This window comes from Pseudomonas sp. B19(2017) (assembly GCF_002113165.1).
Lineage (GTDB): Bacteria > Pseudomonadota > Gammaproteobacteria > Pseudomonadales > Pseudomonadaceae > Aquipseudomonas.
This window is the reverse complement of record NZ_NEJR01000026.1, coordinates 42,021-52,832: the sequence shown is the minus strand read 5'-3', so window position 1 is coordinate 52,832 and position 10,812 is coordinate 42,021. Positions and strand designations below refer to the sequence as shown.

13 protein-coding genes are annotated in these 10,812 nt (G+C 64.0%); 8 read left to right on the top strand and 5 right to left on the bottom strand.

Going from position 1 to position 10,812, the window contains the following annotated elements:
* Nucleotides 1-358: 358 nt before the first annotated feature.
* Complete coding sequence (locus tag CAF70_RS24680; protein ID WP_085627237.1) at nt 359-1,141, bottom strand: IclR family transcriptional regulator; 783 nt, start codon at nt 1,139-1,141, stop codon at nt 359-361.
* Nucleotides 1,142-1,315: 174 nt separating this feature from the next.
* On the opposite strand from CAF70_RS24680, the gene hmgA reads away from it, so the two are divergent.
* Genes hmgA through maiA form a run of 3 tightly spaced genes read left to right on the top strand, consistent with a single transcriptional unit; the run spans nt 1,316 to nt 4,558 of the window.
* Entirely contained in the window at nt 1,316-2,617 is a 1,302-nt protein-coding gene (gene hmgA, locus CAF70_RS24675; protein WP_085627236.1) for a homogentisate 1,2-dioxygenase, read from the top strand.
* Nucleotides 2,618-2,620: 3 nt separating this feature from the next.
* The gene (gene fahA, locus CAF70_RS24670) at nt 2,621-3,913 is read left to right on the top strand and encodes a fumarylacetoacetase (RefSeq protein WP_085627235.1); all 1,293 of its coding nucleotides are present in this window, start codon (nt 2,621-2,623) and stop codon (nt 3,911-3,913) included.
* 12 nt (nt 3,914-3,925) lie between these two features.
* Nucleotides 3,926-4,558 (top strand): maleylacetoacetate isomerase, encoded by a 633-nt coding sequence (gene maiA, locus CAF70_RS24665; RefSeq protein ID WP_085627234.1) that lies wholly within the window; start codon nt 3,926-3,928, stop codon nt 4,556-4,558.
* Here maiA and CAF70_RS24660 read toward each other — a convergent pair.
* Nucleotides 4,552-5,358, bottom strand: a complete 807-nt coding sequence (locus tag CAF70_RS24660) for a SirB1 family protein (RefSeq protein ID WP_085627233.1) — start codon at nt 5,356-5,358, stop codon at nt 4,552-4,554. The two genes, maiA and CAF70_RS24660, sit on opposite strands and share 7 nt — an antisense overlap.
* 123 nt (nt 5,359-5,481) lie before the next feature.
* Here CAF70_RS24660 and CAF70_RS24655 point away from each other — a divergent pair, with 123 nt between their 5' ends.
* Nucleotides 5,482-6,501, top strand: coding sequence for a Glu/Leu/Phe/Val dehydrogenase dimerization domain-containing protein (locus tag CAF70_RS24655; protein WP_085627232.1), 1,020 nt, complete (start codon nt 5,482-5,484; stop codon nt 6,499-6,501).
* A gap of 124 nt (nt 6,502-6,625) precedes the next feature.
* Here the strand turns inward: CAF70_RS24655 and CAF70_RS24650 are convergent, their stop codons facing one another.
* Complete coding sequence (locus CAF70_RS24650; protein ID WP_085627231.1) at nt 6,626-6,889, bottom strand: YebG family protein; 264 nt, start codon at nt 6,887-6,889, stop codon at nt 6,626-6,628.
* A gap of 230 nt (nt 6,890-7,119) precedes the next feature.
* Between CAF70_RS24650 and CAF70_RS24645 the strand changes: the two genes are divergently transcribed.
* On the top strand, nt 7,120-7,590 hold the full coding sequence (locus CAF70_RS24645) for a phosphate-starvation-inducible protein PsiE (protein WP_085627230.1): 471 nt from the start codon (nt 7,120-7,122) through the stop codon (nt 7,588-7,590).
* A 3-nt stretch (nt 7,591-7,593) separates the two neighbouring features.
* Here CAF70_RS24645 and CAF70_RS24640 read toward each other — a convergent pair whose 3' ends face one another.
* Both CAF70_RS24640 and CAF70_RS24635 read right to left on the bottom strand, forming a co-directional pair.
* A complete protein-coding gene (locus CAF70_RS24640; protein WP_025340607.1) occupies nt 7,594-7,884 on the bottom strand; it encodes a DUF3509 domain-containing protein in 291 nt (96 codons plus the stop codon).
* Nucleotides 7,885-8,005: 121 nt separating this feature from the next.
* Nucleotides 8,006-8,353 (bottom strand): HPF/RaiA family ribosome-associated protein, encoded by a 348-nt coding sequence (locus CAF70_RS24635; protein ID WP_003260689.1) that lies wholly within the window; start codon nt 8,351-8,353, stop codon nt 8,006-8,008.
* 232 nt (nt 8,354-8,585) lie between these two features.
* Between CAF70_RS24635 and CAF70_RS24630 the strand changes: the two genes are divergently transcribed.
* From CAF70_RS24630 to CAF70_RS24620, 3 genes are read left to right on the top strand one after another with little or no spacing between them, the layout of a single operon-like run.
* Entirely contained in the window at nt 8,586-8,891 is a 306-nt protein-coding gene (locus tag CAF70_RS24630; protein WP_085627229.1) for a DUF3649 domain-containing protein, read from the top strand.
* Nucleotides 8,888-10,465 (top strand): PepSY domain-containing protein, encoded by a 1,578-nt coding sequence (locus tag CAF70_RS24625; protein WP_085627228.1) that lies wholly within the window; start codon nt 8,888-8,890, stop codon nt 10,463-10,465. The genes CAF70_RS24630 and CAF70_RS24625 overlap by 4 nt, the downstream gene beginning before the upstream one ends.
* Nucleotides 10,465-10,791, top strand: a complete 327-nt coding sequence (locus tag CAF70_RS24620) for a DUF3325 domain-containing protein (RefSeq protein WP_085627227.1) — start codon at nt 10,465-10,467, stop codon at nt 10,789-10,791. Before CAF70_RS24625 ends, CAF70_RS24620 begins: the two co-directional genes overlap by 1 nt.
* Nucleotides 10,792-10,812: the final 21 nt, after the last annotated feature.

The window sequence follows — 10,812 nt, the reverse complement described above, 5'->3', positions numbered from 1 at the left end:
TCCGGGCTTTGCTTCGCAAAGCCCGGAAACTGGGGTATCAACTGGTGGCTGCCTGAGTGCTTAAAAAACAGTGGGTTGCATTTTGTTTGATGAGAGCGGGCAAGCCCGCGAAGAGGCCAGCACAGGCGACGGAAATGTTCAGGGCAAATAAAAAAGGCCGCTGCAAGCCGCAGCGGCCAATCGAGACGTTAGATCAAGGAGCTTCAAAATCTACGTCGGTGAACCTCGCAGGCCTGAAAGGCGGGGGGGAGAGCCCTTCATGCCGGCCAGTGAGTTAAGAATAAGCGCCTGATCCTGTGGGAAAAATAGCCGCTTATGACATTCACCTTTACGTATCGGGCAATAGTGCCGCAGGCGTTCAGCCTGCGGGCGAATAGCCCATGCGCCAGCTGGTTTCCCGGGCTGCCGCCAGCAGCCGTTGAGCCGCCGGGCCATGCTCGTCGGCATGGAAGATCGACGTAGGCCCGACCACGGTCATCACCGCGGCGATCTGCCCCATGGCATTGAACACCGGGGCCGACAGCGCGTCCACGCCCGGCATCAATAGCCCATGTACATGGTGCAGACCACGTTGACGAATGCCCGCCAGCACCGGCTGGTAGTCGGCAGCGCTGTGCTGCAGGGCGGCCAGTTCCCGGTCACGCAACTCCACGGTCTCGCGCTCGGGCAGGTAGGCGGCAAACACCAGCCCTGTAGACGACGTGAGCAGCGGCAATACCGAGCCGATCTGCGTTACCACGGTGACCGCGCGCACTGCCGGCTCGATGCTGACCACTGTCGCGCCCTGGTTGCCCCACACGGCAACGAAGCAGCTCTCGTTCAGTTCATCGCGCAACTGCGACAACGGCAGCGCGGCAATCTTCAGCACATCGATGCTGCCCAGCGCCGCCAGCCCTACCCGAAGTGCCTCGCGCCCCAGGCCGTAATGGTTGGTGGCCGCATCCTGCTCGGCAAAGCCGCTGGCGATCAAGGCCTGCAGGTAGCGGTGCACCTTGCTCGCCGGCATTTGCACGTGTTCCGCCAGGCGCGACAGGGAGGTGGACGGGGAGAGCTCGGCAAGGGCCTTGAGGATGTCGGTGCCGACCTCCGCCGAGCGGACTTTCTGCTTGCCGTTGTCGGCGGGGGAGCTGGCTTTGACCATGGACATTTACTTCCGGATTCTTCGAGTCGCGCCTTTATAGCTTGACGCATTGTTCGTAGCAAATTACGTTATTCGTAATCTGATTACGATAAAAACAATGCAGACGCGCTGCCATCCCGCCCCGGGCCAGCAGCCAGCTGCCAGCAACGGCTCGGCCAGAGCCCGGAGGCATCGATGAATCGCGATACGTCACCCGACCTTCACTACCTCAGCGGCTTCGGCAACGAGTTTGCCAGCGAAGCGCTGCCAGGGGCCTTGCCGGTCGGGCAGAACTCGCCGCAGAAGGCGCCCTATGGGTTGTATGCCGAGTTGCTTTCGGGCACGGCGTTCACCATGACCCGCAGCGAACTGCGCCGCACCTGGCTGTACCGTATTCGTCCGTCTGCCTTGCACCCGCGTTTCGAGCGCCTGGCGCGCCAGCCGCTGGCCGGCCCGCTGGGGGCCATCACCCCCAACCGCCTGCGCTGGAACCCCCAGCCGATCCCCGCCGAGCCGACCGACTTCATCGAAGGCTGGCTGCCCATGGTGGCCAACGCCACTGCAGAAAAGCCGACCGGCGTGAGCATCTACATCTACCGCGCCAACCGTTCCATGGAACGGGTGTTCTTCAACGCCGACGGTGAACTGCTGCTGGTGCCGGAACAGGGCCGCCTGCGCATCGCCACCGAGCTTGGGGTGATGGACGTCGAGCCGCTGGAAATCGCCGTGATCCCGCGTGGCATGAAGTTCCGTGTCGAACTGCTCGACAGCCAGGCCCGCGGCTACATCGCCGAAAACCACGGCGCGCCGCTGCGCATCCCCGACCTGGGCCCGATCGGCAGCAATGGCCTGGCCAACCCGCGTGACTTCCTTACCCCGGTGGCGCGCTACGAAGAGGCCGAGGGCCCGGTGCAACTGGTGCAGAAGTTTCTTGGCGAACACTGGGCTTGCGAACTGCAGCACTCCCCACTGGACGTGGTCGCCTGGCACGGTAGCAACGTGCCGTACAAGTACGACCTGCGCCGCTTCAACACCATCGGCACGGTCAGCTTTGACCACCCGGACCCGTCGATCTTCACTGTACTGACTTCGCCGACCAGCGTGCATGGCCTGGCCAACATGGACTTCGTGATCTTCCCGCCACGCTGGATGGTGGCCGAGAACACCTTCCGTCCACCATGGTTCCACCGCAACCTGATGAACGAATTCATGGGCCTGATCAACGGTGCCTACGACGCCAAGGCCGAGGGCTTCGTGCCGGGTGGTGCCTCACTGCACGGGGTGATGAGTGCCCATGGCCCCGACGCTGAAACCTGCGAAAAGGCTATTGCTGCCGACCTGGCGCCGCACAAGATCGACAACACCATGGCCTTCATGTTCGAGACCAGCCAAGTGCTGCGCCCGAGCCTGCAAGCCCTTGAATGCCCGCAGTTGCAGGCCGACTACGATAGCTGCTGGGCCACCTTGCCGAGCACCTTCAACCCGAACCGGAGATAACCCATGAACCAGACCGCCATTGCCCGTAGCTGGGTCGAGCACGCCAACGGGCACAGCGACTTCCCGCTGCAGAACCTGCCGTTGGGCATCTTCAGCCGGCCGGGTGAAGCCAGGCGCTGTGGCGTGGCCATCGGCGACGCGATCCTTGACCTGGAGGCGGTGTTGGCCGCCGGCCTGTTCGACGGTGCCGCCAAGGCCGCCGTCGAGGCCACCCGTGGCGGGGCGCTGAACGCCTTCTTCGCCCTCGGCCGCGGTGCCCGCGTTGCCCTGCGCGAGCGCCTGCAGGTGCTGCTGGGCGAGCACAGCGAACACCAGGCTGCGCTGCAGGCCGCACTGTATCCAGCCAGCGCTTGCCAGCTGCATGTACCGGCGCAGATCGGTGACTACACCGACTTCTACGTGGGCATCGAGCACGCCAAGAACGTGGGCAAGCTGTTCCGCCCCGACAACCCGTTGCTGCCCAACTACAAGTACGTGCCAATCGGTTATCACGGCCGCGCCTCGACCATCCGCCCGTCCGGCACCGATGTGCGCCGGCCCAAGGGCCAGACCCTGCCGGCGGGGCACACCGAGCCAAGCTTCGGCCCCTGCGCGCGCCTGGACTATGAGCTGGAGCTGGGTATCTGGATCGGCCAAGGCAACGACATGGGCCAGGCAATCCCGGTAGGCGATGCCGCCGAGCACGTGGCCGGCCTGTGCCTGCTCAACGACTGGTCGGCGCGTGATATCCAGGCCTGGGAATACCAGCCGCTGGGCCCGTTCCTGTCCAAGAGTTTCATCACCACCGTCTCGCCCTGGGTGGTCACCGCCGAAGCGCTGGAGCCGTTCCGCTGTGCCCAGCCGGCGCGCCCGGAAGGCGACCCGCAGCCATTGTCGTACTTGCTGGACAAGCGTGACCAGGCCGCCGGTGCATTCGATATCGAGCTCGAGGTACTGCTGCTGACCGAGCGCATGCGCGAGCAAGGCCTTGCCCCGCAGCGCCTGACCCTGAGCAACACCCGCAGCATGTACTGGACCGTGGCGCAACTGGTCGCGCACCACAGCGTCAACGGCTGCCAGCTGCAACCGGGCGACCTGTTCGGTTCGGGCACGCTGTCGGGCGCCACGCCAGGTTCGTTCGGCAGCCTGCTGGAGATCACCGAAGGTGGCAAGCACCCGGTGGAACTGGCCAGCGGCGAGGTGCGCAAGTTCCTCGAAGACGGCGACGAGATCATCCTGCGCGCCCGTTGCGCGCGTGATGGCGTGGCCAGCATCGGCTTCGGCGAATGCCGTGGCACGGTCATTCCGGCCAACTGAGGAGGCACGGGCATGGAGCTGTACACCTATTACCGTTCCACCTCGTCCTACCGGGTGCGCATTGCCCTGGCACTGAAGGGGCTGGCCTACCAGTCCCTGCCGGTCAACCTGCTGCAGGGTGAGCAGCGCGGTGAAGGTTATGTCGCCGTCAACCCGCAGGGCCGCGTGCCTGCCTTGCGCACTGACGGCGGTGAGCTGCTGGTGCAGTCGCCGGCGATCATCGAGTACCTGGAAGAGGTTTATCCACAGCCCGCGCTGCTGCCTGCCACGGCCGAGGCGCGCGCCAAGGTGCGGGGCGTGGCGGCGATCATCGGCTGCGACATCCATCCATTGCACAACGTCAGCGTGCTCAACCGGCTGCGTCAGGCCGGCCAGGACGAGAGCCAGGTCAACCAGTGGATCGGCCACTGGATCAGCCAAGGGCTGGCGGCAGTGGAGCAGCTGATTGGTGATCACGGCTTCTGCTTCGGTGGTGAGCCGGGCCTGGCGGATGTCTACCTGATTCCGCAGTTGTACGCGGCCGAACGCTTCAACATCGACCTCGACAGTTTCCCGCGCATCCTGCGGGTTGCCGCCCTGGCGGCGGGGCACCCGGCGTTCGCCCAGGCCCACCCGGCACAGCAGCCGGACAGCCCGGCTCAGTGAATGGAACGGTTCGCCGCCGGAAGCTTGCCGATACGTTCGGACAGTTTCAGGCGCTGGACCGGGTCTTCGGTCAGCAGTAACGCATGCTCCAGGTCGAAGCGCTCGGCCTGTGGGCAATCCAGGTGCTGGTAGAGCGAGGCGCGGGTCACGTAGTCGCTGGCCTGTACCGGCCCCAGTTGCATGACCCGTTCGGCATCGATCAGCGCCGCCAGGTGGTCGTCGTTGCTGATGTGCAACTGACGCAGGTTGCGTGACAGGCGTTGCAGCATCTGCTGCGGGCTGGCGCTGCGCATGTGTTCGCCAGTCAGCGCCAGCTGCGGGCCGAACTGGCGCGCCAGCAGCTCCCGGCAATCGTTGGGGTACAGGCGCCGGCCACCGCAGGGGTCAAGCAGATGATCGGCACCCGGTACGCGTAGAAGGAAATGGCCAGGGAAGCCTACGCCCTCAAGGGGAATGGACAGGCGCCGGGCCAGCTCCAGGGCGAGGATGGCCAGCGCCAGCGGTTGGCCTCGGCGGCGTTGCAGTACCTTGTCCATCATCGCAGCATGCGGGCGCAGCGGGTGGTATTCATCCTGCTGGAAGCCCAGGGCATTGAGTTGGCGCAGCAGTGGCTGGGCCAGTTCGCACAGCGGCAGCATCGGCAGGTTTGCGCTGATCTCGCGCTGTAGTGCCTGCAGCATGGCAAGGCTGGCCGCGGGCTCGACGCTGCGGTCGTGCTCGGCGGCAATCCATAATGCGGCTTCCAGCAGGGCGACGGGCTCGCGTTCCAGGCAGGCCAGGCAGGCTTGACGTGGCTTCATGGGCTTCTCCACACACGCTTGAGTATTAGCCGTGGCGCGTGGTTTCGTCCAGTGGTCCGGCGGCGGCGCCAGCCCAGGGGCCGTGCCTATACTGGAAGGAGCACCTCTCAGGGGAGCCTGTCGATGTTCGCGCTGATGCAAAGCACCCGTACCCAGTCGCTGCACTTGTTCACCGACCCGCCCACCGGGTTGAAGGCTGTGGTGGCGATCCACAGTGAGCAGTTGGGCCCCGCGATGGGCGGTTGCCGCTATCTCCCTTATGCCGATGATGAAAGCGCCATGACCGACGCCATTCGCTTGGCCCAGGGCATGAGCTACAAGGCGGCGCTGGCCGGCCTGCCACTGGGGGGCGGCAAGGCGGTGATCATGCGCAACCCGCATGTGGAAAACCGCGCCGCGCTGTTCGAGGCCTTTGGCCGCTTCATCGACAGCATGCAAGGGCGCTTCATCATCGCCGTGGACAGCGGCACCTCGACCCTGGACATGGACTGCATTGCCCAGAGCACTCCCCATGTGACCAGCACCACGGCCTCGGGAGACCCCTCACCGCATGCGGCGATGGGGGTTTTTGCCGGCATTCGCGCGACCACTTCGTTCCGCCTTGGCAGTGATAACCTGCAAGGGCTGCGGGTGGCGGTGCAAGGGCTGGGTAATGTCGGTTATGCGCTGGCGGAGCAACTGCATGCGGCGGGGGCGGACCTGCTGGTAAGCGATCTGGACCCTGGGCGGGTGCGGCTGGCGGTGGAGCAGTTCAATGCCCATCCGGTGACCAACGATGCCTTGATCAGCACGCCTTGCGATATCTTTGCCCCTTGCGGCGTGGGGCCGGTGTTGAACGGGCAGAGCGTGATGCAGCTGCGTTGCGCGGCAGTGGCGGGTTCGGCCAACAACCAGCTGACCACCTTGCAGGTAGCTGACCAGCTGGAGTCGCGCGGGATACTGTATGCGCCCGATTACGTAATCAATGCCGGTGGGTTGATCTACGTGGCACTTACCCATCGTGGCGAAGACCTGGGAACCATCACTGCGCACCTGGCGCGGATACCTTCACGGCTGACCGAAGTGTTTGGTCATGCGCAGGCTGAGAAGCGCTCGCCGGCGCGGGTGGCGCAGATGCTGGCGGAGCGGTTGTTGTACGGCTGAAAATCAACGTTGGCCTTGCTGGCCTATTCGCGGGTAAACCCGCTCCCACAGGTATCGCACAGGTCTTGAACACTGTGGAGTACCTGTGGGAGCGGGTTTACCCGCGAAGCAGGCGCCGTCGATATCACTCGACTGCACCGCCCTCGAGCAACTCGGCCAATGCATCCGGCTGGCTCTTGAACGCACGGGCGAACACATCGCGGTTCTTGGCCATGTAGATACCGGCTTCCTCGACCTGCTGTTCGGTCAGCGAGGGCACTGCCTTGTGCAGTACTTCGGCCAGGCGCTCGGCCAGTTCGAGCATCTTGTCGTGACGGTCTGCTTCGGCCTTATCCATGAACAAGCGCTCCGGGTCGCGGCTGCTGCGGTACACCACTTCGACGGCCATTCATCACCTCTATGCCTTTTGCTGGTTGTGTCACGATTTACTGTATCTATATACAGTAATGGCATTTGCCACCACCACGCAACCTGATTCTTCTGCCAAAAGCCTAGTACACAGGTGCCTTGCGGCAATCGGTCGCCTTCCAAGCCAGGGGCCTGGCCCTTTAACTGCATGGCACAAGCGTCACAGCGGTGACGCATCATCCTTCAAGACGTATCGGGGAATGGAACATCGTGAACATCAAATGGGCAGAAAAGCTGCGCAAGGGCCTGCACGGCTCGGCCGACTCGCTGGGCAACCTGTGCGTTGAGGCATTCCACTACCTGGCACTGTTCGGCATCGGCGCGATCACCGCCTATGCGGCGGTGGTGACGTTCATGGACATGCTCGGCAAGGGCGAGGTCAGTGTCGATGACATCCTGCTGCTGTTCATCTACCTGGAGCTGGGCGCGATGGTCGGCATCTACTTCAAGACCAACCACATGCCGATCCGCTTCCTGCTGTACGTGGCCATCACCGCACTGACCCGCCTGCTGATCGGCGATGTCTCGCACCACAAGGCGCCGGACGCGGGGCTGTTGTACGTGTGCGGTGGCATCCTGTTGCTGGCGTTCGCAATCCTGGTGGTGCGCTACGCCTCGTATCGCTACCCCTCGACCAAAGTGCTGGATGCCAGCGGCAAGGAAGTGGAGGAGGGCAAATAACCCTCAGTTGGCGATGAAATGACGCGGCTCGTGGCGGGCGTCACGGGTCAGCGCGGCCAGCACCTGCAGGGGGTTCTGGCTGTGTTCGATGGCCAGGCCCAGGCGGATGCTGTCGATCACCCGCTGCAGGCGCACCGGGTCATTGCGCTGGGCCTGGGTGATGAGGCGCTTGGCGACCACGCCAGCGTCGTCGGAAAGGGTCAGCATGATGCTGCCGTCGAGGTTCGCAATGCTCAGGTTGACCCGGTATTCGGGGGCGAATGCAGCACTGATTCGTTCGAATGGGTTGTTCATGGTCATGCTTCTGCGGTGAATGATTGCAGAAGTTGACCGGGGAAGTTACCTGTTGGTTCAGCGCCACCGATCGATACAAACGAAAACGCCCGGCATCAGGCCGGGCGTTTTGCATTGCCGATCAGGCGTCCGGGTCACTCAGTTCCAGGGCGCCGCGCTTGCTGCGAAGCTTGCCGTAGAAGTGTTCCAGCGCATGGTTGAGCTTGGTGGCGGCACCATCGACCGCCTGGTCCAGCGAAGTGGCGGTGTGGGTCACGGAAATCGGTTGGTGGCCTTTGGGGCGAGCCTCCATCTGGCAGCGTTTGTCATGCGGTCCGGGCTTGGCGCCGTTCTCGTCGCGCAGGTGAACCTCGATGCGGGTGAGGTCGTCCTCGTAACGTTCCAGCGAGTTCTGCAGTGTGCTGCGGACCCACTGGTCGAGCCGGGCATTGCCTTCGAAATGGTTGCTGCTGTTGACCTGGATTTGCATGATTCAATCCTTATTCAGCTTGCTCGCATGGAGACGCGCCTAGGCCTTTGAGACCCTTGGTATTTCTGCGTCTCTTGACTCTAAGGTCAGGCAACGGCGAAACGAATTCAAGCCCTTTTTGAAAATAAATTTCTTGTTGCATTCTGGGCGACAGGCGGCACATCGCTCAGTCTTTGCTTATGAGAATTGAAATCATTATTATTGCAGGCCCGTAAACGCCCGGACCTTCGCCATGACGCGCAAAAACGCCGGCCTCTCGCCTAGCTATCGCCTGGCCGTGACCTCACGCAGCCTGGCCGCGCTGCTGGGCGGCTACGTGCTGGCGTCCGCGGCCAGCGTCTGCATTGCTCTGGTAGCGCCGCTGCCACGGGTTGATGCCACGCTCACTGGCCTGCTGCTGTCATTCGTCTTCTACCTGCTGGCGTTCATCTGGTGCTTCGCCTGCCGCAGCGCTTTGCGCGCCTGGCTGGGTGTGCTGGCGCCAAGCGTGCTGCTGGGGGTGATCAGCGGGTTGGCCTACTGGATGAAAACCCCATGAAAGAAGGCTTCCGCCAGGCAATGGCCTGGCTGCACACCTGGGCCGGCCTGATCTTCGGCTGGCTGTTGTTCGCCATCTTCCTCACCGGCACGCTGTCGTATTTCAAGGAAGAAATCACCCATTGGTCGCAGCCAGAAGTGCACCGCCATGCGCCGGACCCGGCCCATAGCCTGGAGGTGGCCCAGCGCTACCTGCAGGACAACGCCGGGCACTCGGGCACTTGGCTGATCCGCATGCCCAACGCACGCGAGGCCGCCTTGAGCGTGGGCTATCGCGACCCCAATGGCGGGCCGCGCGGCTTCGCCAGCAAAACCCTCGATACCCAGACCGGCCAGCCGGTAGAGGCTCGCGACAGTCGCGGTGGCGAGTTCTTTTACCGGTTCCACTTCCAGCTGCAGATGCCATACCCCTTCGGCCGCTGGCTGTCGACGTTCTGTGCCTTGATCATGCTGCTGGGGCTGGTCACCGGCATCATCACCCACAAGAAGTTCTTCAAGGAGTTCTTCACCTTCCGCCCCGGCAAGGGCCAGCGCTCGTGGCTGGACGGGCACAACGCCATCGGCGTGCTGGTGCTGCCGTTCCACCTGATGATCAGTTACAGCAGCCTGGTGCTGTTCATGTACATGGTGATGCCGGCGGGCATCATGGCCGGCTATGGCAATGACACCGGCAAGTACTTCAACGACTTGTTCGGCCGTAACGATGCGCCCAAGGCGGCCCATGTGGCCGCGCCGCTGGTACCGTTGCCAAGCCTGTACGCCAAGGTGCAGGGCCTGCAACCGGGCGCGCGTATCGGCCGTATCCAGGTGGAAAATGCCGGCGACAGCAATGCCCGCGTCACTTTCACCCAGTCCGCGGCCGACCATGTGGCCTATCGGCGCAGCGCCAACTGGACCTTCGATGGTGCCAGCGGTGCGCTGCTGAGCCAGGGCAAGCCGGAAAGCGGTGTAATGATGGCCGCCTTCAGCTTTGCCGGCCTGCACATGGGCAACTTCGCCGGGCCTTGGCTGCGCTGGCTGTACTTCTTCTTTGGCTTGGCCGGTACTGCGGTGATCGGCACCGGGCTGGTGATGTGGCTGGGCAAACGCCAGCTCAAGCATGCCGGGAGCGAACGCCTGCCGGGCGAGCTGCGCCTGGTCGAAGTGCTGAATATCGCCAGCATGAGCGGTCTGCTGCTGGCCGTGGCGGGCTTCTTCTGGGCCAACCGCCTGATCCCGACGGGTGTCGAAGGCCGAGCCGACTGGGAGGTCAACGCTTTCTTCACCGCCTGGGGCCTGTCGCTGGTACACGCCATGCTGCGCAGCGGGCGCCGGGCGTGGGGTGAGCAACTGGCGCTGGGCGCGCTGGCCTTTGCCTTGCTGCCGCTGCTCAATGGCCTGACCACCGGCCAGGGCCTGAACCATTCGCTGCAGACGGGTGACTGGGCCATGGCCGGCTTCGACCTGACCGCGCTGGGCACTGGCCTGTTCCTGGCCTGGCTGGCCGGCAAGATGTTGCGCAGCCCAAAGCCAATGGCCAAGCGCGCCTCTCGTGCAGCAAAGAAGCCAAGCACTCAAACGGCGGGGGCGAGCTGATGCTGGGTAATGCACTGATCGCTTACGCCGGCTTCGTTGCCCTGTGCCTGGCCATGGAAAAACACTTCGTCGACCTGCTCGGGCGCAAGCCGCGCCACGGGCAGTCGCGTCTGTTGCGCAGCGTCGGCTGGCTGCTGCTGGTGCTGTCGCTGGTGTTCAGTGTACAGCTGCGGGGCTGGGCCCATGGCCTGGTGGAGTGGACCGCCGTGCTGATGGCCGGGGTGACCCTGTGGGTGTTCGGCCTGCCCTACCAGCCCCGCCTGTTGCTGGGCCTGGCCGCCGCCAGCGTGGTGCTGGGGCCGTTGCTGACCGTGTTCGCCGAGTGAACCGGTGAGCGAGCCGGGCGA

Coding starts and splice junctions, on each gene's coding strand:
- CAF70_RS24680 (WP_085627237.1), bottom strand. CDS start 1,141: ATGGTCAAAGCCAGCTCCCCCGCCGACAACGGCAAGCAGAAAGTCCGC.
- hmgA (WP_085627236.1), top strand. CDS start 1,316: ATGAATCGCGATACGTCACCCGACCTTCACTACCTCAGCGGCTTCGGC.
- fahA (WP_085627235.1), top strand. CDS start 2,621: ATGAACCAGACCGCCATTGCCCGTAGCTGGGTCGAGCACGCCAACGGG.
- maiA (WP_085627234.1), top strand. CDS start 3,926: ATGGAGCTGTACACCTATTACCGTTCCACCTCGTCCTACCGGGTGCGC.
- CAF70_RS24660 (WP_085627233.1), bottom strand. CDS start 5,358: ATGAAGCCACGTCAAGCCTGCCTGGCCTGCCTGGAACGCGAGCCCGTC.
- CAF70_RS24655 (WP_085627232.1), top strand. CDS start 5,482: ATGTTCGCGCTGATGCAAAGCACCCGTACCCAGTCGCTGCACTTGTTC.
- CAF70_RS24650 (WP_085627231.1), bottom strand. CDS start 6,889: ATGGCCGTCGAAGTGGTGTACCGCAGCAGCCGCGACCCGGAGCGCTTG.
- CAF70_RS24640 (WP_025340607.1), bottom strand. CDS start 7,884: ATGAACAACCCATTCGAACGAATCAGTGCTGCATTCGCCCCCGAATAC.
- CAF70_RS24635 (WP_003260689.1), bottom strand. CDS start 8,353: ATGCAAATCCAGGTCAACAGCAGCAACCATTTCGAAGGCAATGCCCGG.
- CAF70_RS24630 (WP_085627229.1), top strand. CDS start 8,586: ATGACGCGCAAAAACGCCGGCCTCTCGCCTAGCTATCGCCTGGCCGTG.
- CAF70_RS24625 (WP_085627228.1), top strand. CDS start 8,888: ATGAAAGAAGGCTTCCGCCAGGCAATGGCCTGGCTGCACACCTGGGCC.
- CAF70_RS24620 (WP_085627227.1), top strand. CDS start 10,465: ATGCTGGGTAATGCACTGATCGCTTACGCCGGCTTCGTTGCCCTGTGC.